This window comes from Nocardia higoensis (assembly GCF_015477835.1).
Classification (GTDB): Bacteria; Actinomycetota; Actinomycetes; order Mycobacteriales; family Mycobacteriaceae; genus Nocardia; species Nocardia higoensis_A.
This window is the reverse complement of sequence record NZ_JADLQN010000001.1, coordinates 624,384-647,301: the sequence shown is the minus strand read 5'-3', so window position 1 is coordinate 647,301 and position 22,918 is coordinate 624,384. Positions and strand designations below refer to the sequence as shown.

Genomic DNA, 22,918 nt, shown 5'->3' with positions numbered 1-22,918 from the left:
GCGCCGCGCGAGAGCACTCCCGAAAGGCACGACCGTGCAATTCATTTCCGAACAACGCCTCGGTGACGGCGTCCTCGAACGCCGATTCGCTCTCGGCGAGATCTCCGGGATCCTGTGGACACCGGAATCCGAATCCGCGCCGGCGCCGCTGATCTTGGTCGGCCACCCCGGCGGGCTGGACATGATGTACCCCCGGGTGGCGGCCCGGGCCCGGCATGCCGTGGCGGCGGGCTTCACCGCGGCGACCATCGAGCTCCCCGGCAGCGGCGACCGGCCCCGTTCAGCCGCCGCCGAGCAGGCGCGCACCGACCTGCGCCGGGCGGTGCAGGCCGGCGGGCCGGTGGACGACGAGATCGTCGCCCGGCTCGTCCTCCCGCTGGTCGAGAAGGCGATCCCGGAATGGCAGCTCACCCTCGACGCTCTTGTCTCGCTGCCCGAGATCGGCGGGCCGGTCGGGTACTCGGGCGGGGTGATCGCCATCGGTGTCCGGTTGGCGGTGGTGGAGCCGCGCATCGCGGCCGCCCTGCTGTTCGCCGGGAGTTATGTGCCCCGCGTCATGTTCGAGGAGGCCAGGCAGGTCAGCATTCCGCTGCAGGTGCTGGTGCAGTGGGACGACGAAGGCAACGACCGGCAGATGGCCCTGGACCTGTTCGACGCCTTCGGTTCCGCGGAGAAGACGCTGCACGCCAATATGGGCGGGCACACCGGTGTCCCGCAGTTCGAGGGCGATGACGCGAACCGGTTCTTCGCCCGGCATCTCCGGCGGTCCGACAGCGACGCGGTGAACTGATGTGACAGCTGTCCTGTCTCGCGGTCAGCGCCCGGCCAGCACGCCGTCGACCACCCGCGCCATCCTGGAACGGAACGCTTCGGGGCCGAACGATTCGGCGTGCGCGCGGATCTTGCCGGGGTCGAGGTCGGTGCTGGTGGGGTCGGCGAGCACGGCGGCGAAACCGTCCACGACTTCATCGTCGGTGCCGTGCGGGATGTGCGCTCCGCTGAGGCCGGGCAGCACGGTGTCCAGCGCGCCGCCCTCCCCGACCGCGATCACCGGTGTGCCGCAGGCCATGGCTTCGACGGGGACGATGCCGAAGTCTTCGACGCCGGGCATGAGCAGGGCGTGGCAGCGGCGGTACATGTCGAGCAGGACGTCGTCGGGGGCGGCGCCGAGGAAGGTGGTTTCGGGGCCCGCGAGGGTTTCGAGTTGGCGACGGTAGCGGCCGTCGCCGACGACGACGAGGCGGCGGCCGCTGCGCTGGGCGGCGCGCACGGCCAGGTCGGGTCGCTTGTAGGGGACGAGGCGGCCGGCGAAGAGCAGGAAGTCCTCGCGGGTGACGGTCGGGTCGGGTGCGAACCGGTCCAGCCGCACAGGCGGATTGACCACATCGGCGGGCAGCCCCCACCAGTCGCGGACGCGGGCGGCGACGGCCTGGGAGTTGGCGACGACGGCGGTGAGGTGCGGAACGGCGGCGAGTTCGGCGCGCCGGGCGAGGACCCCCAGGGCCGCCAGCGCGGTGCGGCCGGCGAGTCCGCCTGCTTCGCGGGCGCGGAAGGCGGGGTCCCACGCCCAGCGGGCGGGGCTGTGCACGTAGGCGATCACGGGTGCGTCGGTGGCCAGTGCCGCCTGCACCGCGAAGGAGTGGTGGCTGATCACGACGGCGTCGTAGCCGCGGCGCAGCGGCAGCCCGCGCAGCGCCGCGGGCATCAGCGGCAGCAGCGGCGCGTGGGAGCGGCGGCCGGTGGCGGCGTGGACGTGATCGAGCCAGGTGCCGGTGATGGTGTCCCACGACGGGTGCGCGACGGCGGGCGCGCGGTCGGCGTCGACCAGCGGCGCGAACACCGGCGCTTGGGGCCAAGTGCGCGCGAATTCGCCGACCACGGCTTCGGATCCACCGTATTCGGTGAAGCGTTCGTGCACGATCGCGATGCGCGGCTCGGTCATTGCGGGTTCTCCTGTGCGCTGCGGGCTCGTCGTGTGCCGGGGGTGAGGTGCGGTGCGGGCGATGCCTCGGGCAACAGGTGTCGAGGACGCGCAGCGCACACTGCGGTGGCCGGCGCGTCGGCGTGCGACCGCCGGTGTAGCGGAGGCGACTGTCGTCGGCTGCGGTGCGGCAGCCCGGGCGGTGCGGCGGCAGCGGCGTATCCGGTTCCGGTTCCGGTTCCGGTTCCGGTGGCGGTGGCGGTGGCGGTGGCGGTGGAACGCAGGCTCATGCGTGTCCCGTTGTCGGCGTGTGGTCTTCGACGCGGCGGGGTGCGGCGAGGGTGCGAAGGGCGGGCGCGACAGGGCGACCGTGCAGCAGTCCGTCGACATTGCCTCGCTCGAGGGCGCGGGCGTAGATGGCGGCGGCGGCACGGCAGGCGTCGAGGGTGTGGTCGATGTCGGTGTCGGTGTGCGCCGCGGAGGTGACGAACGACTGCCCGAGCACGCCACGGCGCAACAGTTCCTGCAGGAACAGGGTGCGGTAGGGCTGGGAGGGCTGACCGTGCGGGTCGAGGGTCTGGAAGATCAGGCAGGAGGGGCGGCCCGCGACGCGAAGATGGTCGCCGATGCCGAGTTCGCCGGTGATCTGTTCGAATCCGACGCGCAGGCGCCTGCCCGCGGCTTCCATGGCGGCGACGGGATCGGTGGTGGCGTAGGCGTGGGCGACGGCGAGGAACGCGGCCAGGGAGCCGGTTTCGGGGCCGTGGGTGGTCGACAGCAGGAAGACGCGGTCGGCGTCGGTGCGCAGGCCACCGAGTTCCAGGTATTCGCGGCGGCCCGCGAGGGCGGAGAGCGGGAATCCGTTGCCCATGGCTTTGCCCCAGCACGACAGGTCGGGGGTGATGTCGTAGACCTGTTGGGCGCCGCCCGCCGACCAGCGGTAGCCGGTGATCATCTCGTCGAAGATCAGCAGCGCGCCGTGGCGGTCGCACAGCGCGCGGACGCCGGCCAGGTAGCCCGGCGGTGGTTCGTGCAGTGCGGTGGCGGCTTCCATGACGACGCAGGCGATGTCGTGGCCGGTCAGTAGGGTATCGAGGGCGGTGAGGTCGCCGTAGGGGAAGCGCACGGTGGGTGGGGTGGGGATGCCCGCGGACATGGGGGTGGTGCCGATGAACCAGTCGTCGACGGAGAAGAACGGCTGGTCGCAGACGGCGATGGTGGTGCGGCCGGTGACGGCGCGGGCGAGGCGGACGGCGGCGGTGGTGGTGTCGGAGCCGTTCTTGGCGAATTTCACCATGTCCGCGCGGGGGACGAGGTTCAGGAACGTTTCGGCGGCGGTGAGTTCGAGCAGGGTGGGGCGGGAGAAGTTGACGCCGTCGGCGACGGCGGCGGCGACGGCGTCGACGACGGGGCGGTAGCCGTGGCCGAGGGTGACCGAACGCAATCCCATGCCGTATTCGACGAATTCGTTGCCGTCGCAGTCGGTGACGCGGCAGCCGTGGCCGCGCACGAGGATCGGCGCCATGTGTTCGGGGTATTGGTCGGCGCCGCGGGCGTAGGTGTGGGCGCCGCCGGGCACGAGGTCGTGCAGGCGGGCTTGGGCGGCGTTGCTGCGGGTGAAGTCGGTGATCACAGCGGGGTTTCCTCTTTCGCCTCAGCAGCCGGTCTCGGTGAAGGCCCGCAGATAGCCGGCGCTCTGGCGCAGATACATCCACGCCTGGTAGGCCAGGCCGGTCGGGGCGGGGCTGGCGACCATGGTGAGTTCGCCGTCGAAGCATTTGCCGATGATGTAGCGGGCGCGGGAGACGTGCGGGGTGAAGGTGACGACGATGATGTGACGCCACCCGCCTGATTCGGCGCGGCGGCGGATCTCCTGGGCCTCGCCCTGGGTGGTCCACGGGCGCGGTTCGAAACACTGCACCCGGAACGGGTATCCGCCACGGCAGTAGCGGTCCATCAGCGGGTCGTCCAGACCGGTGGAGGCGGCGATCAGCAGTTCCGGAGCCAGTCCCGCCCGTGCGAGGTCGACGCCGATGTCGAAGCGTTCGTACGGGGTTCCGCCGAGCACCACGATGGCGTCGGCGGGGCGCAGCGGATCGATCTGGGGGTGTACGAACACCGGTAGCCCGGCGACGGCGACGGCGAGGACCGCGGCCACGACGGCCAGCGGAAGGCGCAGTACGCCCAGCGGGCCGGGCAGGCTGAGCCTGCCGCGGCGGGGTGGGGTGGTGCCCGGCGTGGTGCTCATCGCGTCAGCGGGCCGGCCGGTCCTTGCCCAGGGGCGCGGTGGTCAGCGCACCGTTGGGGGCTACGACGAGCCGCCAGTAGCCGCCTTCGCCGTCGCGCAGCACCACTCCGGCGTCGGCGCGGTCGGAGACGTAGGCACCGGAGGCGAGCACGGACGCGACGGCGGTGCCGTCCTGGGAGCGGGCGCGCAGGATCTCGGCGTCGCCCGCGCCTTGGGCGGTGACGGTGCCGGTAAAGGTGGGCCGGTGCACGCGACCGCGTCCGATGACCTGCCAGTGGTCGGGGAACACTCGCGAATCGAGATCCTCCCCCGCGCTGGAGATGAGGTTGACGGCGGTGCCTTCGGGGCAGCCCGCGGGATCGATGCGCAGTTCGGCGGGGCTGTGGCCGGGGTCGGGGTCGAAGGCGATATTGGCCAGATACGGCTGGCGGCAGTGGTTCAGCTCGACGCAGGCGGTGCGGCCTGCGACTTTGCAGTTGATCATGCCGAATTGGGCGGGCCCGCCGCGTCCGGCCGCCCCCACCTGCACGGCGACTTCGGCGCCTTCGAACCACACGTTGGTCAGCCACCAGTTGGCGGCGGCGCCGTCGATGAGCAGGTGCCTGTCGGTGGTGCCCGGGTCGGTGTCGGAGACGAACTCGGAGTTGGTGATCGACAGGCCGGCGGCGTGGTCGTCGGTGCCGACGCCGAGGACACCGATGCGGTTGCTGGTGAACTTCGAAGAGGTGACGTAATTCTGGATGCAGGAGGTGCTCAGCCCGATCCCGAAGTTGTTGATGTCGCAGTCGACGAAGGAGGTGCCGCCGGTGTTGGCTTCCAGCACGATGCCGCGTTGGCGGAGGTAGCGGGGCATGTTGTCGCCGAGGTGGTTGCCGCGCACGAGCACGGTGTCGAAGCTGCAGCGGAAGCATTCGCTGAGCTGGATGGCGGTCGCTTCGGGGCCGGTGAGGTAGAAACCCATGCGCGCGAACCGGACCCGCTGCTTGTTGCGCAGGGTGACCAGGGTGGTGTCGGTTTCGCAGAACACGGTGGTCACGTCGGCGCCGTCTCCGTAGACGACGGCGTAATCGGGCAGTTCGGGGAAGGCGGTCACTTTGTAGTCGCCGGCGGGCAGGTAGATCACCGGCGGCGGCCCGTCGGTGCGGGCGGCCTCGGCCAGGGCGGCGGTGTCATCGGCCTTGCCGTCGCCGACGGCGCCGAAGTCACGGATGTTGCGCACGGCGGTTCCTCCCGGTGGCATGGGGCCGGTGGGCTCCTGGGCGTTGCAGGAGGCGATCGGCACCGCGGCGATGCCGAGTCCGGCGGCGAGCAGGTGGCGGCGTCGGAGTCCGGTCATCGGACCTGCCCGGGACCTGCGGCCTCGACCATGGCCGGTGCGCCTGTCGCGACGGCCGGGGCGGGGACGGCCTGCGGTGTGGCGACGGGTGGCACGGGGGTGGCGGTGTCGCGGCGGGACAGCCGCTGCCACAGGGTGCGCCGGGACGGCACGGCGACCAGGCCGGTGATCTGGGCGCCCGCTGCCTTCAGCACGGCCAGGTCCTGTTCGAGCCGTGGGGTGGTGGCGGCGCCGAGCACGGTGACCGCGAGGACACCGGCGCTGCGCGCGGCCACCGCGGCGGCTTCGGCGGCGGCACCGGGGGCGGCGGTTTCGACGATCACGTGGTCGTAGCGTTGCGCGGCGTCGGCGAGCAGGGCGGTGAAGCGCGCCGAGGCGATCAAGTCGGGGGTGCGGGCGTCGGCGGCGCCGAGGGTGAGCACGGTGATGCCGCGCGCGGCCCAACTGGTCGTGGTGTCGTCGAGGCGGGCTTCTCCGCGCAGCACCAGGTCCAGTCCGCCGGGGATGCGGGGGCCGCTGGTGGGTTCGTCGGCGGGCACGGCGGCGGGGATGGTGCGCAGGTCGATCTTGGTGGTGCGCAGGGTGGCGTTCTCGAGGTAGTCGTGTCCGGCGGCGACGGTGGTTCGGTGCAGGGTCGCCGATTCCCGGATCGGCCAATCCCCGGCGGTGACGGGCAGCAGTGTGGTGGTGCCCGCGCCGGTGGTGTCGGCGTCGATGAGCAACACCCGGCGGCCGGTGGCGGCCAGCGCCGCGGCCAGCGCGGCGGCGAACCCCGGTGCGCTGCCCGCGCCCGCTCCGGTGACCAGCAGGGGGGTTGCGGTTTCGGGCAGGCGGGCACGCACGGCCCGCAGGCCCGCGGTTTCGGCGGCGCCGCCGAGGTCGACGGTTCCCAGCAGCGGCACACCGAACGGTTCGAGGTCGTCGAGGTCGCGTGGCCTGCGGGAGAACCGTTCGAGCAGGTAGGCCGCGATCGCGCCGAGCATCAGCCCGCCGACCGCGCCGGCGGCCAGCAGGCTGGTGCCGCCACCACCGTCAGGTTCGGTGGGCAGTTCGGCGCGGTCGACGACGGCGACGCGGGCCGCCGGGGCGGCGCTGCGTTCGATGGTTTCCAGATCGTCGATCAGGGCGCGCATCTGGGAGACGACTTCGTCGGCGATGACGCGGGCGCGTTCAGGATTCTCGTCGGAGACATAGACCTGCAGCAGGGTCGTCGCCGGCGGGGAGTCCGCGCCGATCTGCGCGGCCAGTTCCCCGCGACTGGTGTCGAGGGACAGCTGGCCGATGACCCGGTCGACGACGGTGTCGCTGGTGACCAACTCGAGATAGGACCGCACGCGCTGCTGGGCGGCCAGCCCACCCTGGTAGGAGTCGGCGACCGAGGTGCCGGTGGCCATGGAGACATACATGCTGCTGGAGGCGGTGTAGGTCTGGGGGGTCGCCTGCACCTGGTAGGCGGCCAGGCCGATACCCAGCGCCGGTCCGGCGAGCAGTATCGGCCAGCGGCGGCGCGCGATACGCAGATAGTCGGGCAGTTCCATCATCGGTTTTCTTCACTCCCAACGATCGCCGGTTCCGGCCGCGTCGGCGGCACGGTGATCCGTTCCCGATGCCGGCGCCAGTAACCCACCGCGAGACGGGTCAGCCAGGCCAGCACGACGACTTGCAGATACTTGCCGAGGGTTTCGGCGCTGCCGAGCATCCCGCGCTCGAACACCACCGGCACCTCGATGAGCGCCACCCCGAACAACACCGGCACCAGGTGCCCGGCATACAGCGACCGCCCCCAGCCGATCAGGACGACGGCGGTGAACACCATGCCGATGACGACGCCGGTGTGCCCGCCCAGGACGTAGCCCTCGGCGACATTGCCTTCGGCCAGCGACACCGACACCTGACTCATGTCCACCGACGCGCCGCGCACCTGCGCCGCCCACGCGGTGCCCGCGTGCAGTTTCTCCGTGGTGAGCAGTTGGCTGGGCACCATCGCTCTGCCCAGGTGTCCGATCACCTCACCGGCGCTCAGCCACGAGCTCGGCCCCAGATAGTAGGCGTCGGTGGCGGCTTCGAGCAGGTCGAAGCGGCGCAGCAGGCTCAGGAACGGACGCACCGTCTCCGGGTAGGCGGAATCGATGTTGGCGGCTTCGGCTTTCAGATACGGGGTTGTCTTGAGCGACTGCAACCAGTCGAATCCGACGATGCCCAGCACTGACACCGCCGCGATACCACCGACCTTCGCGCGCGTCCAGCCGGTGAGGGCGAAACGCACCGCGATCGCCAATGCCGCACCCAGGATCGGGGTCTTGGAGGAGATAGCGGTGGTCCACCACAGTTCACCCAGCACCAGGAATCCGAGGACAGCCAGGTTGGCGTGGTGGGTGGCCGGACGCGCGAACACCAGCAGTCCCACCGCGCCGAGGGTGGCGGGCATGGTGAGCAGGCTCAACAGCGGTGAGGCGCTTTCCACTTCACCGGCCTGCCCGGCGGTGCCGCCCGCGACACTGGCCAGCCGTGCGAGGGTGCCCAGCGCGTACAGCGCCCACAGGGTGGCGATGAAGTCGGGGTCGCCTGCCAGGGCCGCCCGGCGGGTGCGTTCGCGCGGCCGCGCCCATATCGCGTAGGCCAGCACGAGCGCGGCGTACACCGACAGTCCGAACGCGACCGGCTCGAGCGCGCCTTCGATGCCGATGTCGTAGCCGATCTCCGACAGCCGCGGATCGGCGATGTTGTCGCCGAAGTGCGGTTCGGGCCGCACCACCAGCAGCAGCACCGGGCGCGCCACATACGACATCGACCAGTACACCGCCTGGGCGATCAGCAGCACCCGCAGCACACCGGAGACCAGCAGTCCGGCGACGACCATCGTCACGAGCGCGGCGACCACGACCAGCAACGGGCCGTTGCCGAGTACATCACCGAGGCCCGGCACACTACTGAAGGGCACGCAGGATCTCCCTCGCCCGGTCGGTGTAGGTGTGCTCGCCCTCGACGATGCGCCGGTGCCCGGCTTCGGCGATCTTGGTCACCTGGTCGGGGTACTGCGCGCAGCGTTCGAGGATCTCGTCGAGTTCGTCGCGGCTGGAGAACAGGAACGCTTCGGCGCCGTCTTCGAGCAGCTCGGCGTGTTCGTCGGTGCGTTCGCCGACGAACAGTCCGCCCGCGGCGGGCACTTCGAACGTGCGGCAGGTGTGGGTGTCGCGGTTGGCGGAGTTGAGCAGCACCAGGTTCGCGGTCACCGAGGCCACGGTCATCGAGAAGTCCTCCCCGTACACCCCGGCGGTGACGGCGGCGCGGGTGGTGCGCAGCCGCCGCACCCGCCGCCAGCCCGGCCCGCACACCAGCAGCTGCGCACCGTAGGTGCGGGCGAGGGACACCATGCCGTCACGGCGGTCGGGCCGGCAGGCGCCGATGAAGCCGACGAGGAACTGGCGGGTGCTGCGCCGGGCGGCCGGGTGATGCCAGGCCGGGTCGTAGGCGCTGCGCACGAACAACGCCTCCTCGGCTCCGCGTGCCAGCAGTTCGGGCACATTGTGACGTTTGGTGGTGACCACCAGATCCCATTCCGACTCGTGTGCCAGATAGTCCGCGGTCGTGTTGGCCGGGTTGGCGACGTCGTCGGGACTGTAGTGCACGTGCAGCGAGGCCGGGATGTCGAGCAGGCGACGCTGGTCCAGGTGCACGGACTTGAACCCGAACACCATGTCCGGGCGCAGTTCCGCGGCGGCGCGCTCCAGACGGGTGTGGATGCGCTCGACGGTCCACGGGGCGCGCTGCTCATGGGTTTTGGCATACAGCCACGACGGCGACAGCCGCGGCGGCAGGGTCGCCGGGGTGGAGTCGATCACGATCACTTCGTGGCCGAGGGCTCGGAAACCTTCGGCGAGCGAGCGGGCATTGCTGCCGAGCCAGTCGTCGCCGAGGAACAGGATCTTCATCGCGTCCTTCTTCTTTCCGCGTCCGCGAGGCCACTGCTCCCGAGGCCACTGCTCCCGAGGGCACTCGCGGCGCGTTCACGCACGAACAGTCCGCGCATGCGCGCGAGATACCAGAGGGCCACCGCGCATTCGGCGGCGACGATGCCGCCCGCCAGTGTCCACATCGAATGGGTGCGCACCGCCATGAACAGCGCCACACCGGCCACACAGGTGCCCACGATCGCGCCGATCAGCACACCGGTGGTGTCCTGACGCACCGGCAGCACGGCGGTGGTGACGAACGAGGTCACCGTGGTCGCGGGCAGGATCAACGCCTCCAGGCGCAGCACCGCGACCGCGTCGGCGAATTCCGCGCCGAACACCACCGGGATCAGCAGCGGCGCGCCGACCCACAACGCCGCCGAGGCCACACACGCCACCGCCACACACACCGCCAGCGACCGCACCGCATCAGGCCAGAACCGTTCCTCGCTGCCACGCTTGGCCAGCCGCGGCAACAACGCGAAACCGATGGGGTCGAGCATGGACTGCACCGCGCGCACCAACCGGTCCGACGCGGAGAACAGGCCCAGAGACACCGCGTCGAGCACGGTGCCGTACACCGTCGCCGCGCCCTGACCGTAGCTGGTGGTGAGCAGGCGTCCGCTGACCACCGGCACCGACGAACGCACCAGTTTCCACACCCCGCGCGGCGCGGTCGGCGCACCGAAGGTGCGCCAGGTATCCCACCAGGTCAAACCGACGCTGACCACCGCCGACCCCAGCAGGCACAGCAGGGCCATGACCGCGCTGGGGAATCTCGGCAGCAATGCCAGCAGCAGCCCGAGATAGCCGACACGGGCGACGGACTGATACAGGGTGGAGGCGCCGAAGCGGCCCTGCCCGATGAGCACCCAGTCCTCCGACATCGACCAGAAGCCACCGACGAACAGACCGAGCACGATCATGGTGAACTGCTCGGGCGCACCCGCGAGCACCGCGATCGCCAACGCCACCGCGACCACGGCGAGGATGCCCGCGCGGATCGCCAGGTAGGTGCCGCGGATGCGGTTCACCACCCCTTTGTCCACCCCGGATTCCTGCATGCCCGATTCCTGCACGCGCGCGGCCATGTACGAGGTGATGCCCAGGTCGATGAGCAGTGAGCCGAGGAAGTAGGCGGACATGCCGATGGCGAGCAGCCCGAGCCCGGCGGCGCCGAGCACCCGCGCGATCAGCGGCAGCGTCGCCACCGTCACCAGGTATTGGCCGTATTTGCCGAAACTGACGTAGGCGATGTCACGCACCAGCCCGGCCAGTTCCCGTGCCCGCGACTGCGGCGCGCCCGCGGCTTCCTCGGCGGCTGCCTGCAGAGCGCGGGTCGTCAGGACCGGCAGTTTCTCGGTCGGCCAGTCGGCGAAGGCGGGGATGACCTCGGTGGGCAGGTCGTAGTCGGGGGTGCGCAGACCGTCCAGCGACACCGGGTAGTGCCGGGCGACGATGCGGATCGGGATGGTGTTCTGATCGGCCAAGCTCACCGCGCACCCCCCTGCTTCCCGGTGACGGTGCGCAGCAGCGCGGTGACCACGCGGGCGGTCTCCTCGATCGAGAAATCTCCGCTCCGCCGCATGCCCGCCTCGGCCAGACGCGTGCGCAGCGCGGGGTCGGCGATCAGCCGGTCCAGCGCGGCGGCGAGCGCGGCCGGATCACCGGGTGTCACGAGCAGCCCGTCGACGTCGTGGCGCACGATCTCGGTGGGCCCGCCCGCGTCGGCGGCGACGACCGCGCAACCGGCGCGCATGGCCTCCACCACGACCTGCCCGAACGGCTCGGCCGTCACAGAGCAGTGCACCGCGATATCGCCCGCCCGCAGATAGGCCCCGGGATCCTCGACGTGACCGGTGAACTCGACCGGCACCGCCAGTCCCGCGGCGGCGCGCTCGAGTTCGCGGCGGTGGTCCTGCTCCCCGAAGAACGTCCCGCCCACCAGCGTCACCGCGGCGGGCGGGCGCCGCAGCAGCGGCAGGGCGCGCAGCAGGACGGCGTGGCCCTTCCACGGGGTGAGCCGCCCCACCAGCACGATCCGGACATCGCCGGGCGCGCGTTGCGGTGCCCGTTCACCCGTGGCGGTGTCCTCCACACCGGGATAGGCGACCGCGGCGACGCGCCCTCGGGTGTAGAGCGTGGCGAGGGTGGCGTGACTGTTGGCGACGACACCACGCGCGAGGACCCACCCCAGCAGCCGCAACAGCACCGCGAGCACGGTCCCGAAGTACTCGCCGGCGATCCGGTCGTGCACCTGCCACACCAGCGGCACCCGCGCGCGCCGGGCCGCCACCGCACCCATCAGCAACGCTTTGCTGCTTCCGGCGACCAGCACGTCGGCGTCCTCGGCACGCACATACTCCCCTAGCCGCCTGCCCAACCGGATCAGTTCGAACGCCCCGCCGATCAGCCGCAGCGGCCCCGCCCCGGCGATGGTGAGGCTGCGACTGTCGAAGTCGTTGCCGCACACCGTGACCGGGATGCCGCGGGCACGCAGCAACTCCACCAGCGGACCGTGCTCGGTCAGCAGCATCGACACGCGCACCGCCGCGGCGTCGTGTGCTGCCCCGCCGTCGAGTTCTCCACCGGGTGCGTTGTCCTCGGATGCGCCGCCGCCGCGCGCCGCGCCCCCGGGGCCTGCGCTGTCGACACCTTCGCCGTGGACTACGGCGTCACCGCCGGGCACCCGGTCCTCGACGACACCGCTGTCGAACGCACCACCAGACGCCGCGACCCTGCGCGCGCCGATGTGCCGCGCCCGCCCCTCGAGAGCGCTGAGCAACCGCAGCGTCGCGAGTTCGGCGCCGGACGGGGCGGCGGTGTGGGTGAGGAACACAGCTCGAATCACCGGGCCAGCTCCCGATACAACGCGGCGTGACGTTCGGCGGCCACGGCCCAGGAGAACGTTTCCGCGTGCGCGCGGCAGGCAGCGGCGTCGGGCAGTTTCCCGTCCAGGGCCTGCACCAGGCGCTCGGCCAACGCGTCGACGTCCCCGCCCGCCACGATCAGGCTCGGATCGAGACCACGCACCGAGTCGGGCAGCCCACCACAATCGGTGACCACCGGGGCGCGACCGACGGCCAGCGACTCCAACGCGATCAGCCCGAACCCCTCCAACGCGACCGAGGGCACCACGGTCAGCGCGGCACGCGAATACAGCTCGGCGAGTTCGTCGTCACCGACGCGGCCGGTGAACCGCACCCCCTCCCCCAGCGGATCGGCCTGGGCGCGCAGGGCGGATTCGGCGGTGCCGGTGCCGACCACGACGAGCGCGGCCCGCGGATGCGCGGCCCGCACCGCAGGCCACGCGCGCAGCAGCACGTCGATACCCATGCGGTGCTCCAGCCGCCGCACACACAACACGATCGGCCGGTCCTCGCGCGCGGGGGCCGCGGGACGGAACCGGTCCAGATCCACCCCGGGCGCGATCACCTCCACCATCCGCGGGTCCACCCCGTAGTCCCCGGCCAGCACAGCCCGCATGTGCTCGGAGAGCACCACGAACCGGTCCGCACGCATCGCCCGCACCCGTTCGATCAGGTACTTCATCCGCACAGCGGTCGAATTCTGTCCCGCCGCAGCGCTTTCCGCCGCCCACGGGCCGTGGAAGTGCACGACCAGCCGATGCCTGCCGCGCGGCGGACCGTAGAGGGCGAAGTGCCGATCCAGGATCAGTGGTTCCCCGATGCGCGCGAGGACATCCCGGCGCGCGGCCCAGGTCCGCTGCCGGGTCGAGCCACCGACCGGGCCCCACGACGATCCCCCCTCGGGCGGGTCACCGAAAGCGGCGGCGGTGACCGACAGATCGGCGCGCCGGTACAGCGCGGCGTGCAGGTCGGTGAAGTAGCGGTTCAACCCGCCCTCGGCGGCGCCGAACCACTCCGACCCGCACAGGTGCACACGGGTCGTGGCGGCCCCGGTCATCGGCTCGACCCACGCCCTGCGCGCAGTACCGCACCGGCACGCACCCGCAGCCGTTCCAGCGCCATGCCCGCGATCCGCACGTCACCGACGGCGACATCCGCCGGTGAGAGCAGCCGCGGGCAGTCACGGGCCAGACGATGGTGGAAACGCAGCAGTTCGGTCAGCTTGCTGACCGTGGAGGTGCGGCTGCACAAGTTGAACGTCGAGTCCCGCCAGGCGGCGGCGACCTGCGGCAACCCGAAGAACAGGCCGAACTGGCCGACGCGGGCGAACAGGTCGACATCCATCGGGAACACCAGATCACCCCGCAACCCGCCGACCCGGTCGAAATGCTCACGCCGGAACATCGCCGCGGCGGTGGGCCCGAAATCGGCGGGACCACGGCGCACGATGGTGCGCGCCAGTGCCCGCGGGCTGTGCACCCCGGCCAAGCCGGGCAACCCGAGATCAGTTTCGACCAGCTCACCCTGTTCGTCGATCACCTGGAACCGTGTGGAACTGATGGCGAACGCCTCGTCGCGCATCACCTCCACCTGCGCGGCCAGCGAACCGGGCAGCAGAATGTCGTCGGCGCACACCACTTTCACCAGTTCACCGGTGGAATGGCTGATCGCGCGGTTCCAGTTGTCACCGATCGGCAGGGTGGTGTCGTTGCGTTCGACCCGCAGCCGCGGGTCGCCGAACGAGGCCGCGATCTCGCCGGTGGCGTCGTCGCTGGCGTTGTCGAGGACCACCAGTTCGAAATCCAGATCCTGATCCAGGATGGAACGCAAAGTCTGCTGCAGGGTCCGTTCCGCGTTGTAGGCGGGGACACAGACCGAGACGAGCGTGTTCACAACGCCCTCCCCGCCACCGGTCGCGCGTCTTCGGCGCAGAACCAGCGGCCGTCGAGTTGCGGGTAGCGCTCGGCGACTTCGGCGAGCAGATCCGGCACGGTCAACAGCACCCGGTCCGGGCGTGCGGCGACCAGCTGTTCCGGCGAGATGATCGGAATGTCGGTGCCGGGCATCCGCCGCCGCTGTTTGGCAGGCGAGGCGTCGGCGACACCGGCAAGCAACCGACGATCGATCCCGGCCCGGCACAGCAACGCCACCGCGCGCGAGGCCGCCCCGTAGGCGAACACCCGCGCACCGCGCGCGGCTTCGGCTTCCAGCGCCGCGCGCAGCGCCGCACTCTGCCGGTCGGCCGCGCGCTGCAGTCCGCGCACCACCTCCGGGTCGCGCACCGGCGCCTCACGCTCGAGCACCCGCCGCACCGACGCCCCGGCTCGCGCCTGCCCCGGCACGGCCGCGATCAGCACCGTGCCGCCGTAGAGATCGAAGTCCCACGCACGCACCACCGACAGTCCCGCCTCCGCCAGCACGTGTTGCAGAACCCGCAGCTCGTAGTAGGCGAAATGCCCGTGCCGCAACGCATTCCATTGATCCCCGCCGACAATCGTGTGCAACGGATGGTACTGCACCAGCAGCACCCCACCGGCCGCGGTGGCCGCCGCCCGCTGCGCGAACGCCGCCCGCTGGTCGCGTTCGTGCATGAACCCGAAACAGTCCAGCACCACATCGGCCACCCCGTCCGCGCCGACCGCGGTGAATCCGCGCGCCGCGAGCAGATCCAGCCAGCTGCCGCCGTGCGGGCTGCCGAACTCACGCACCGTGCGCCCCCGCAGCAGCCCCGCCGCCGCGACCCGGGCGACCGCGTCGGCGGCCTGCTCACGCAACGCCCGCGGCTCCACCCCACGCGGCTCCTCGGTGACCGTGTCGTCACGCTCCAATTGCGCCAGACCGCAGCCACGGCACAACAGCATCGCCAGCGGATGCGCCGCCTCGGCCGGGTCGTAGGGCTGCTCCACCGGCGGGAACCAGTCCGCGGCGGGCATCGCCCCCAGATCCAGCACCGTCTCCAACGCCGCGCCGCCGCACACCAGGCAGATCCCGCTCATGGCACCATCACCGGGTGCGTATCCAGACCACCGAACTCGCCGATGTCGAGCTGCTGATCCCCGAACCGTTCCACGACGAGCGCGGACTGTTCACCCGCACCTTCGACGCCGACATCTTCGACGCCGCCCACGGCGCCGGCGCGGCGGCACGCTTCGTGCAGGACTCCCAATCCCGATCGCGGCGCGGCGTGGTGCGCGGACTGCACGGACGCCGCGGACACGGCGAAGCCAAACTGGTGCGCTGCGCCCACGGCGCCGTGCACGACGTGCTCGTCGACATCCGCCCCGGCTCCCCCACCTTCGGCCACCACCAGGCGTTCCGCCTCGACGACACCGACTTCCATCACCTCTACGTCCCCCCGGGCTTCCTGCACGGCTTCCAGGCGCTGACCGACACCGCCGATGTCTGCTACCGCATCGACCGCCCACACGACCCCGCCGAGGACCTCGCCGTCGCCCACGACGACCCCGACCTCGCCCTCACATGGCCGCTGCCGGTCACCGTGATCTCCGCCCGCGACCGCGCCGCGGGCAGCTGGCAGCAGCTGATCGACTCCGCACACCTCACGCACCGGCCCTGACCCGGCGCAGCTCGGCGTCGACCGCACCGGATTCCCCCAGCGCCCGCAACCGCGCCAACCGCACGAACCGGCCCGCGAAATCCTGCGCGGTCAACCCGCGCGCGGTGTACTCCCGAAACAGCTCCCGCGCACCGTCGGCGATGCTCCAGCGCGCCTGGAACCCCAGCTCCCGCCGAGCCGCCCCGAAATCCACCCGATACGAACGCGGATCGGCGCCGGACTCACCGGTGATGACCACCTTCGAGCCCGGCACCACCGCGGCCACCGCCTCGGCGATCTCGGCGACAGTCCGGTTGTTGACCTCGGTGCCGATGTTGTAGGCGCGCCCGGCGATCTTGTCCACCGGCGCTTCCAGACACACCGCGAACGCCTCGGCGATATCGGCGGCATGCACCAGCGGACGCCACGGCGTGCCATCGGAGAGCACCTTCACCACCCCGTCGAGCACCGCGTGCCCGACCAGGTTGTTGAGCACGATGTCGGCGCGCAGCCGCGGCGAGAACCCGAACGCGGTCGCGTTGCGCAGGAACACCGGCGCGAAATCGGCGTCGGCCATCGCCAGCAGATCGTCCTCGACACGCACCTTGCTCTGCGCGTACGGGGTCAGCGGACGCAACGGCGCGGACTCGTCGACCAGCCCGTCACCGGCGGCGCCGTACACCGAACACGTCGAGGCATACAGAAACCGGCGCACCCCGGCGTCCTTGGCCAGCCGCGCCAGCCGCACCGACGCGTGATGGTTGATGTCGTGGGTGATCTGCGGGACCAACGCCCCCAACGGATCGTTCGACAGCGCCGCCAGATGCACCACCGCGTCGAACCCGGCAAGATGCCCGGCCTCGACATCACGCAGATCCAGCGCCAGCCCCGGCGGGTCGGCGGGTTCGCCACCGAGCACACAGTCGGCGAAGTACCCGGTGTCCAAGCCCACGACCTCGTGCCCGCGCGCGGCCAGCACCGGGGTCATGACCGTTCCCAGGTACCCCTGGTAACCGGTGACCAGAACACGCATCTGCCTACGCACCTCCGAAATCGACGATCAGTTTGTCCACCACGAAACCCTCCGCGTACCGGGCGTGGCACTGCACGCCCCGCAACCGCGCCAGACCGAGGAACGACTCGTCGTCGAACCAGTCCCGGTGGGCTTGGGAGGGATAACACCGGGCCAGCAGCTCGGCTTTGCGCCGCGCGATCTCGGGGGTCACCGGATGCAGCACGTTCGGACGCGGGGTGTCGGTCTCCCACTTGAGGATCTCGTAGCCGAACACCGCGTGATCACGGAACTCGGTGGGCACGAGCTCGGCCAGCAGGCGGTGATCCTGGTGGGCGTCACCGCGCTGCGGCGCGAACACCATCTGCGGTTCGATCCCCGCCCGGAACACCGCGAGCGCGTCCTTGATCCGGTCCCAGTGCGCGGGTGCGCGCCCGTCCGGCACGTCGAGCACCGTCAGTTCCAGATCGGCTCCGGGACAGCAGGATTCGAGCGCGCGCCGCTCCTCGACGGCGCGGTCGGTGCCGCCGCCGGAAAGCACCAGCACACGCACCCGCAGGCCCGGGTTCGCGGTGGCGAGAGTCAACAGGGTCGCGCCCATGCCGATGGCGATGTCGTCACAGTGCGCACCGAGCATCGCGATCTCGGTGAGCCGCGACGAGGTCAGTGTGATCACCGCGCCGGACGCTCCCACACCATCCACGGCCGCTCGCCCCGCACGTATCCGGCGTCGAGCTCGGCACGTTCCTTGAACGTGTCGGCCGGTTTCCAGAACCCGAAATGCTGGTAGCCGAACAACCTGCCCTGAGCGGCCAGCGCCCCGCAGGCGTCCTCCACCAGGTCCCCGTTCTCGGGCAGGTGATCGAAGATCTCCTGGGTGAGGACGAAGAACCCGCCGTTCTCCCATATCGGCAGCTTCGCCACCGGGGTGATGTTCTTGATCTCCCCACCGGGCAGCACATCCACACAGTGGAACGACGACTGCGGCGGCACGATCATCATCGACGCCGCGGCACCCGATCCCCGGAACTTCTCGATCATGAGATCCAGCGGCGCGTCGGTCAGCACATCGGAGTAGTTCGCCAGGAACATCTCGTCACCGTCGAGATACGGGCGCACCCGCCGCAGCCGCTCCCCGATCGCTGATTCCACCCCGGTGTCGACGAACGTGATCGTCCAGTCGGCGATGTCGGAACCCAGCAACCGCACCTCGCCGCCGCGGATGACGAAGTCGTTGGACATCGTCTCCCGGTAGGTGAGGAAGAAGTCCTTGATGTGGTGGGCGCCGTAGCCCAGGCACAGAATGAACTCGGTGTGCCCGAAGTGCGCGTAGTAGCGCATCACATGCCAGATCAGCGGGCGCGGGCCGACCAGCTGCATCGGCTTGGGCACGCCGTCTCCGTCACCGGACCGCATCCGCATGCCGTACCCGCCGCAGAAGAGCACGACCTTCACCGCGCACCGGCCCCCATCGGTTCGACCACCCGCACCGTGGGCATCGGGAACACCAGCCGCCCACCCCACGCGCCGACGTGCGCCAATTGCGCGGTCAGTTCCGCCTCCAGGTTCCACGGCAACACCACCACCACATCCGGGCGGTCGGCGTCGATACGTTCGGGCGCGTGAATCGGAATCCGGGTGCCCGGGGTGAACCGCCCGTGCTTGTAGGGATTGCGATCCACGGTGTACTCGAGCAGATCCGGACGGATACCGCAGTAGTTGAGCAACGTGTTGCCCTTACCCGGCGCGCCGTAGCCGACGACCCGTTTGCCGGCCGCTCGCTGATCGAGCAGGAACCGCAGCAGATCCTGGCGCACCGTCTGGGCGCGGGTGCGCAACGCGTCCCATCCCGCGACGGTGTGCAGGCCGGCGGCAGCCTCGGCCGCGAGGACCCTGCCCACCCGCCCCGTCGGCTCGGCGACCGCCCGTGGGCGCGCCCAGATCCGCAGCGATCCGCCGTGGGTGCTCAGCTCCTCGACATCGGCCACGGCCAGACCGGCCGTGGCGAGCGCCCGCTGCGCCGAATCCAGCGTGTAGTACTGGAAATGTTCGTGGTAGATGGTGTCGAACTGTCCGTGTCGTACCAGATTCAGCGCGTGATGCACTTCGATGGAGATCCATCCGTCCTCGGCCACCAACGTCGCCAACGCACGGGTGAATCCGAGCAGGTCCGGGATGTGCGCGTAGACATTGTTGGCGACCACCAGGTCCGCGGGACCGTGCTCGGCGCGCACCTGCCCGGCCAGCTCAGGGTCCAGAAACCGCGTCAGCGTCGGCACACCGGCCTCGCGCGCGGCCGCACCCACGTTCACCGACGGCTCGATGCCCAGGCAGGGCACGCCCGCCTCGACCACGTGGCGCAACAGGTAGCCGTCGTTGCTGGCCACCTCGACCACGAACGATTCGCCACCGAGCCCCAGCCGCGCGCGAGCGCCCGCGACGAACTCGCGCGCGTGCCGCACCCAGGAATCGGAGTAGGAGGAGAAGTAGGCGTATTCGGTGAACGTCTCTTCCGGAGTGATCAACGCCGGGATCTGCGCCAGCAGACAGTCCTCACACACCCGCAGATGCAGCGGATACGTAGGCTCGGGCCGGTCCAGCTCATCGGCGGACAGGAATTTCTCACACGGGGGCGTGGCTCCCAGGTCGAGCACACTGCTCAACCGGGAAGAGTCACACAAACGACAACGCAACACCGGGCTCCACTCGAAAACAAAACCAAAATCGTCGGCGGCGCCCCGCAGCCCGAGAAGCGACTTCTCTGCCGACTCCGGAAAGCTAGCACCCGCGCGTCGAATCCGCGAGTCGTCCGATCGATCGACGCTCTTCCCCGCCCCGACGCAGCACACCGGCAGTTATCGATCCGGCCCACTGTCCACCTCGGGAATCAGCCACCGGAGCCCGACCAGCCCCACCGACCCACATACGCGCGTAACCCCGACCGGATCCCGTTACACTGTGATCTCGATCCCACCACTTGTGCCCAACACCGTTATGTGGCAATACTTTCGCAACAGATCGGCCCGGCTTCGAATCGTCCCCGCATGACGTCGCCGGACGTGCTGTCACAGGCAGGCATTCCGCCCCTATTTTTTTTGGGGGTTGGAATACGAGGGTTCAAGGTTCAAGCTAGGTATTTCTGTCGATGGTCCTCGATCTCACCGGCACCCACGGTGCCGTAGATCTGCATTTCTCCCGTCCGGGTGAGCGCGACCGCTGGCGCGCGAACTATCTGCGCCGCCTCATCGCCACCGACACCCTCGTCGTCATCGCCGCCGTACTGCTGGCCCAGCTCGTGACCGTCGGCACCGGCCCCTCGGACCTGCTGTCCTGGTCGCCCGAGCGCACCGTCGCCGACACCGCGCTCTCCGTGGCGATCGCCTCGGCCTGGTCCTTCGGCCTGGGCTGGAACGACTCTCGCTCCCACCGCACCGGCGTCGTCGAGGAGAACCGCAGGCTGGCAGGCGCGACCCTGCGCGCATTCGGCGTCACCGCCATCATCGCCGTCGTCGTCGATCTCGGCGCCGTCCGCGACTACATACTCGTGGCCATGCCGCTGGGCCTGCTCGGCCTGGCAGGGACCCGCGCTCTGTGGCGCGGCCACACCACCCGCCACCGCGCCCTCGGCCGCTACCGCCGCTCGGTGCTGGTCGTCGGCGGCGCGGACGCCGCCACCGCCATCGCCACCACGCTGGCCCGCCACCCCCACTACGGCTACGACGTGGTCGGGGTGTGCACCTCCACCGGCGCCGACCCCGCGGAACCGGCGACCCTCACCGTCGCCGGACGTGAGATCCCCGTCGCCGGCGACGACCGATCGGTGCTGCGCGCGGCCCGGCGCACCGAAGCCGACACCGTCGTGGTCATGGCCACCGACCGGCTCGGCCCCCGCGACATCCGCCGCCTGGCCTGGGATCTGGACTCCTTCGGTGTGGAGCTGATCGTCGCGCCCGGAGTCATGGACATCTCCGGCACCCGCATGTCCGCGCAACTGCTCGGCGGCATGCCCATGCTGCACATCGAACGCCCGCAATACGACCGCGCGCTGTCGCTGAGCAAAGCGGTGTTCGACCTCTGTTTCGCCGCACTGGTCGTGACACTGGTCGCCCCGCTGCTGCTGGCCATCGCCGTCGCGGTCAAATGCACCAGCCCCGGCCCGGTGTTCTACCTGTCCGAACGGATCGGTATGGACGGCAAACCGTTCCGGATGATCAAATTCCGCAGCATGTACGCCCACGCCGACCGCAAGGCCGACTCACTCATCAGCGCCAACGGCGGCAATCCGCTGTTCTTCAAACTGAAGAACGACCCCCGCGTGACCCCCGTCGGCCGATTCCTACGCAAATACAGCCTCGACGAGCTGCCCCAGTTCTTCAATGTCCTGCGCCGCGACATGAGCGTGGTCGGGCCCCGCCCGCAGGTACGCCGCGAAGTGCACTCCTACGACGGCATCATGCGCCGCCGATTGCTGGTGCGCCCCGGCATCACCGGCCTGTGGCAGGTCAGCGGCCGCTCGAACCTCTCCCCCGAGGAATCGGTGGAACTCGACATCTCCTACGTCGAGAACTGGTCAATGGCGCTGGATCTGTCGATCATCACCCGCACCGTGCACACCGTCGCCAAAGGCGAAGGCGCCTACTGAGCCAAAGGAAAAGGCGCCTACTGAACCGGCCCGGGCCACCCGGTGGGCTGCATCGCCCCGCGGCGTGCCCACGCCATCCCGGTCTCACCGCGCCCGACACCGGCGAGCGCGAATTCCGCCGCCCCGAGCACGATCAACACCGCCCCCGCCGTCCAGCCCAGCGCCACCGCCGATTCCAGCGGAGCGATCAGCAACACCACACCCGTCACCGACGTCAACACCCCACACAATTCGTGACGCCCCGGATCGGACAACTGCTCATCCCACACCGACACCGTCGCCTGACTTACCCCCCGGAACGTCAACCCCATCCCCAGCCACATCGACAGCATCGGCACCGAATTACCGCCCTGCGCACACAACACCGCGAGCATCACCGTCAGCGCCGCACTGATCAGCAGCAACCCCCGCAGCACCCACGCGAACCGCGCCCCCACCGCGAGGACCACCTGCACTCCCGCGCTCAGCGCCAGATACCCACCCAGCAGCGCCTCGAGCAGCGGAACCGATGTGGCAGGCCACAGCGCGACCACGACCCCCAGCACCAGTGACGCGGCACCGAGTACCAGCATCGCCTCCCGCCCACCGCGGACCTGCGACGCGACCTGCCTTCCACCATAGTTGTCGGGCATAACACCATGATAGAAGCACGCGAGCGAACTCTGCGGCACCCACGCCTTGCCGGGCACGTCGCCTGAACACCGCACGCCCCAACGATTCCCGACCAGCGGGACGCGCTGCTCGACTCGGCTGCGGCGTCGACACCGGGTACGGACAATGACGCCATGCCCGAGTTGATGCCCGGAATCATCGATCCCGCAGAGTTCAGCGCCACCCAACCGACCCTGACGAGCGCCGACGGCCTGACACTTCGCCCCTGGTCCGACACCGACGCACCCGCCGTCTTCGAAGCGTTCCAGGACACCGCGATCCGCCGCTGGCATGTCCGCACCGCCGAATCGATCGAGCAGGTGCGGCAATGGATTCCGGCGTGGCGTTCGGCCTGGCCCCTGGGGCGAGGGCAATGGGCCGTCACTGTCGGAGGTGAGCTTGCCGGCCGGATCGGTCTGCGCCGCACCGATCTCGCCGAAGGCGTCACCGAACTGGCCTACTGGACGATGCCCGCCTGGCGTGGCCGAGCCGTCGCGCCGCGCGCCACCCATCTCCTGACCCGATGGGCCTTCGACGACATCGGTTTCGACCGCCTCGAACTCACCCACTCGGTGCTCAACGAACCGTCCTGCCGAGTCGCAGGCAAATGCGGCTTCCTCCTGGAAGGAACCTTGCGCGGGGCGGGCCGACACCACGACGGTCGCCACGACATGCACATGCACGCCCGCCTGCGCACAGACTGACCCGTACGAGCGGCGAAGCCGGTCG

The 22,918-nt window shown here is 70.4% G+C and carries 21 protein-coding genes; 4 read left to right on the top strand and 17 right to left on the bottom strand.

Annotated elements, in window-relative coordinates; all coding sequences use genetic code 11:
- Window positions 1-34 precede the first annotated feature (34 nt).
- Window positions 35-790 (top strand): alpha/beta hydrolase, encoded by a 756-nt coding sequence (locus IU449_RS02880; protein ID WP_195000395.1) that lies wholly within the window; start codon window positions 35-37, stop codon window positions 788-790.
- Window positions 791-814: 24 nt separating this feature from the next.
- Here IU449_RS02880 and IU449_RS02875 read toward each other — a convergent pair whose 3' ends face one another.
- The 12 genes from IU449_RS02875 to IU449_RS02820 form a co-directional block, all read right to left on the bottom strand.
- Entirely contained in the window at window positions 815-1,942 is a 1,128-nt protein-coding gene (locus IU449_RS02875; protein ID WP_195000394.1) for a glycosyltransferase, read from the bottom strand.
- Between the two features lie 265 nt (window positions 1,943-2,207).
- Window positions 2,208-3,551 (bottom strand): glutamate-1-semialdehyde 2,1-aminomutase, encoded by a 1,344-nt coding sequence (locus IU449_RS02870; RefSeq protein ID WP_195002274.1) that lies wholly within the window; start codon window positions 3,549-3,551, stop codon window positions 2,208-2,210.
- Between the two features lie 24 nt (window positions 3,552-3,575).
- Complete coding sequence (locus IU449_RS02865) at window positions 3,576-4,169, bottom strand: YdcF family protein (RefSeq protein WP_195000393.1); 594 nt, start codon at window positions 4,167-4,169, stop codon at window positions 3,576-3,578.
- A gap of 4 nt (window positions 4,170-4,173) precedes the next feature.
- On the bottom strand, window positions 4,174-5,505 hold the full coding sequence (locus IU449_RS02860; RefSeq protein WP_195000392.1) for a right-handed parallel beta-helix repeat-containing protein: 1,332 nt from the start codon (window positions 5,503-5,505) through the stop codon (window positions 4,174-4,176).
- Complete coding sequence (locus IU449_RS02855) at window positions 5,502-7,046, bottom strand: protein tyrosine kinase (RefSeq protein ID WP_195000391.1); 1,545 nt, start codon at window positions 7,044-7,046, stop codon at window positions 5,502-5,504. Before IU449_RS02855 ends, IU449_RS02860 begins: the two co-directional genes overlap by 4 nt.
- Complete coding sequence (locus IU449_RS02850; protein ID WP_195000390.1) at window positions 7,043-8,446, bottom strand: hypothetical protein; 1,404 nt, start codon at window positions 8,444-8,446, stop codon at window positions 7,043-7,045. Before IU449_RS02850 ends, IU449_RS02855 begins: the two co-directional genes overlap by 4 nt.
- A complete protein-coding gene (locus tag IU449_RS02845; RefSeq protein WP_195000389.1) occupies window positions 8,433-9,437 on the bottom strand; it encodes a CgeB family protein in 1,005 nt (334 codons plus the stop codon). The genes IU449_RS02850 and IU449_RS02845 overlap by 14 nt, the downstream gene beginning before the upstream one ends.
- Window positions 9,434-10,735 carry a lipopolysaccharide biosynthesis protein gene (locus IU449_RS02840; RefSeq protein WP_228804071.1) on the bottom strand — a complete coding sequence of 434 codons (1,302 nt, stop codon included), beginning with the start codon at window positions 10,733-10,735 and terminating at the stop codon, window positions 9,434-9,436. The genes IU449_RS02845 and IU449_RS02840 overlap by 4 nt, the downstream gene beginning before the upstream one ends.
- 215 nt (window positions 10,736-10,950) lie before the next feature.
- Window positions 10,951-12,309, bottom strand: a complete 1,359-nt coding sequence (locus IU449_RS02835) for a glycosyltransferase family 4 protein (protein WP_324188061.1) — start codon at window positions 12,307-12,309, stop codon at window positions 10,951-10,953.
- Window positions 12,306-13,355 carry a glycosyltransferase family 4 protein gene (locus IU449_RS02830; RefSeq protein ID WP_195002271.1) on the bottom strand — a complete coding sequence of 350 codons (1,050 nt, stop codon included), beginning with the start codon at window positions 13,353-13,355 and terminating at the stop codon, window positions 12,306-12,308. Before IU449_RS02830 ends, IU449_RS02835 begins: the two co-directional genes overlap by 4 nt.
- Before the next feature lie 26 nt (window positions 13,356-13,381).
- Window positions 13,382-14,221, bottom strand: a complete 840-nt coding sequence (locus IU449_RS02825; protein ID WP_195000388.1) for a glycosyltransferase family 2 protein — start codon at window positions 14,219-14,221, stop codon at window positions 13,382-13,384.
- Window positions 14,218-15,324 carry a class I SAM-dependent methyltransferase gene (locus IU449_RS02820; RefSeq protein WP_195000387.1) on the bottom strand — a complete coding sequence of 369 codons (1,107 nt, stop codon included), beginning with the start codon at window positions 15,322-15,324 and terminating at the stop codon, window positions 14,218-14,220. Before IU449_RS02820 ends, IU449_RS02825 begins: the two co-directional genes overlap by 4 nt.
- Before the next feature lie 14 nt (window positions 15,325-15,338).
- Here IU449_RS02820 and rfbC point away from each other — a divergent pair, with 14 nt between their 5' ends.
- Window positions 15,339-15,905 (top strand): dTDP-4-dehydrorhamnose 3,5-epimerase, encoded by a 567-nt coding sequence (gene rfbC / locus IU449_RS02815; RefSeq protein ID WP_195000386.1) that lies wholly within the window; start codon window positions 15,339-15,341, stop codon window positions 15,903-15,905.
- On the opposite strand, the gene IU449_RS02810 is transcribed toward rfbC, so the two are convergent.
- Genes IU449_RS02810 through IU449_RS02795 form a run of 4 tightly spaced genes read right to left on the bottom strand, consistent with a single transcriptional unit; the run spans window position 15,889 to window position 19,589 of the window.
- Entirely contained in the window at window positions 15,889-16,917 is a 1,029-nt protein-coding gene (locus IU449_RS02810; RefSeq protein WP_195000385.1) for an NAD-dependent epimerase/dehydratase family protein, read from the bottom strand. The genes rfbC and IU449_RS02810 overlap by 17 nt on opposite strands.
- 4 nt (window positions 16,918-16,921) lie before the next feature.
- Window positions 16,922-17,572, bottom strand: coding sequence for a PIG-L deacetylase family protein (locus IU449_RS02805; RefSeq protein WP_324188060.1), 651 nt, complete (start codon window positions 17,570-17,572; stop codon window positions 16,922-16,924).
- The gene (locus tag IU449_RS02800; RefSeq protein WP_195000384.1) at window positions 17,569-18,351 is read right to left on the bottom strand and encodes a glucose-1-phosphate cytidylyltransferase; all 783 of its coding nucleotides are present in this window, start codon (window positions 18,349-18,351) and stop codon (window positions 17,569-17,571) included. The genes IU449_RS02805 and IU449_RS02800 overlap by 4 nt, the downstream gene beginning before the upstream one ends.
- Window positions 18,348-19,589, bottom strand: coding sequence for a class I SAM-dependent methyltransferase (locus IU449_RS02795; protein WP_195002269.1), 1,242 nt, complete (start codon window positions 19,587-19,589; stop codon window positions 18,348-18,350). The genes IU449_RS02800 and IU449_RS02795 overlap by 4 nt, the downstream gene beginning before the upstream one ends.
- A gap of 452 nt (window positions 19,590-20,041) precedes the next feature.
- Here IU449_RS02795 and IU449_RS02790 point away from each other — a divergent pair, with 452 nt between their 5' ends.
- On the top strand, window positions 20,042-21,538 hold the full coding sequence (locus IU449_RS02790; RefSeq protein WP_195000383.1) for a sugar transferase: 1,497 nt from the start codon (window positions 20,042-20,044) through the stop codon (window positions 21,536-21,538).
- A gap of 17 nt (window positions 21,539-21,555) precedes the next feature.
- Here IU449_RS02790 and IU449_RS02785 read toward each other — a convergent pair whose 3' ends face one another.
- Window positions 21,556-22,170 (bottom strand): HdeD family acid-resistance protein, encoded by a 615-nt coding sequence (locus IU449_RS02785; RefSeq protein WP_195000382.1) that lies wholly within the window; start codon window positions 22,168-22,170, stop codon window positions 21,556-21,558.
- A gap of 153 nt (window positions 22,171-22,323) precedes the next feature.
- Here IU449_RS02785 and IU449_RS02780 point away from each other — a divergent pair, with 153 nt between their 5' ends.
- Complete coding sequence (locus IU449_RS02780) at window positions 22,324-22,893, top strand: GNAT family N-acetyltransferase (protein ID WP_195000381.1); 570 nt, start codon at window positions 22,324-22,326, stop codon at window positions 22,891-22,893.
- The last annotated feature ends 25 nt before the right edge of the window (window positions 22,894-22,918 follow it).

What these genes read in the sequence shown, in the direction of transcription:
- IU449_RS02785 (WP_195000382.1), bottom strand. Translation starts at nt 22,170, where the DNA reads ATGCCCGACAACTATGGTGGAAGGCAGGTCGCGTCGCAGGTCCGCGGT.
- IU449_RS02820 (WP_195000387.1), bottom strand. Translation starts at nt 15,324, where the DNA reads ATGAGCGGGATCTGCCTGGTGTGCGGCGGCGCGGCGTTGGAGACGGTG.
- IU449_RS02780 (WP_195000381.1), top strand. Translation starts at nt 22,324, where the DNA reads ATGCCCGAGTTGATGCCCGGAATCATCGATCCCGCAGAGTTCAGCGCC.
- IU449_RS02845 (WP_195000389.1), bottom strand. Translation starts at nt 9,437, where the DNA reads ATGAAGATCCTGTTCCTCGGCGACGACTGGCTCGGCAGCAATGCCCGC.
- IU449_RS02790 (WP_195000383.1), top strand. Translation starts at nt 20,042, where the DNA reads ATGGTCCTCGATCTCACCGGCACCCACGGTGCCGTAGATCTGCATTTC.
- IU449_RS02865 (WP_195000393.1), bottom strand. Translation starts at nt 4,169, where the DNA reads ATGAGCACCACGCCGGGCACCACCCCACCCCGCCGCGGCAGGCTCAGC.
- IU449_RS02855 (WP_195000391.1), bottom strand. Translation starts at nt 7,046, where the DNA reads ATGATGGAACTGCCCGACTATCTGCGTATCGCGCGCCGCCGCTGGCCG.
- IU449_RS02810 (WP_195000385.1), bottom strand. Translation starts at nt 16,917, where the DNA reads ATGCGTGTTCTGGTCACCGGTTACCAGGGGTACCTGGGAACGGTCATG.
- IU449_RS02875 (WP_195000394.1), bottom strand. Translation starts at nt 1,942, where the DNA reads ATGACCGAGCCGCGCATCGCGATCGTGCACGAACGCTTCACCGAATAC.
- IU449_RS02860 (WP_195000392.1), bottom strand. Translation starts at nt 5,505, where the DNA reads ATGACCGGACTCCGACGCCGCCACCTGCTCGCCGCCGGACTCGGCATC.